The sequence below is a fragment of the Oleiphilus sp. HI0043 genome, assembly GCF_001634935.1.
In genome coordinates, this window is record NZ_LWEY01000067.1 from 1 (window position 1) to 640 (window position 640).

Sequence of the window (640 nt, forward strand, 5' to 3'; positions counted from 1 at the left end):
TTCAGCAAAGGTGTTAACAACAAAGGTAAAGAGGAACAATACAAAGGCTGCCAGGAACAAGATACGGTAGTGTGTACTGCCGACTTCGGATTCTGGCATTTCAACTGCGATGTTGGCAGACAAGGTTCTCATGCCTTCAAAAATATTCACATCCATGATTGGCGTGTTACCCGTTGCCATCAATACGATCATGGTTTCACCAACTGCACGACCCATACCGATCATTACAGCAGAGAAGATACCCGGGCTTGCCGTAGGAAGAATGACGCGAGTCATGGTTTGCCACTGGGTAGCACCCAATGCCAGAGAGCCATAGCTCAAATGCTTCGGTACACTGAAAATCGCATCTTCAGTAATCGAGAAGATAGTAGGAATGACGGCAAAGCCCATCGCGGCGCCCACGACTAAGGCGTTACGCTGGTCAAAATCGATGCCCATTTCATTGGTCAACCAAGACCGCATATCGCCGCCAAAGAAGGCGACTTCCAATACCGGGCTAATTTCGATACTGAACCACGAGGCTAACAAGATAACCGGAATTAACAGCACGGGGTCCCAGCCTTCCGGTACGGCGTGTCTAATTCGGTCGGGTAAGTTCACCCAAATGAAGCCAAACGCAAGTAAAGAGAGCGGGGTAATC

Annotated in this window: 1 protein-coding gene; it reads right to left on the minus strand. The window is 49.2% G+C overall.

The genetic code is table 11. The features are described from left to right. A partial coding sequence (locus A3729_RS01425) for an ABC transporter permease subunit (RefSeq protein WP_156497572.1) occupies positions 1–640 on the minus strand: 640 nt, incomplete at both ends.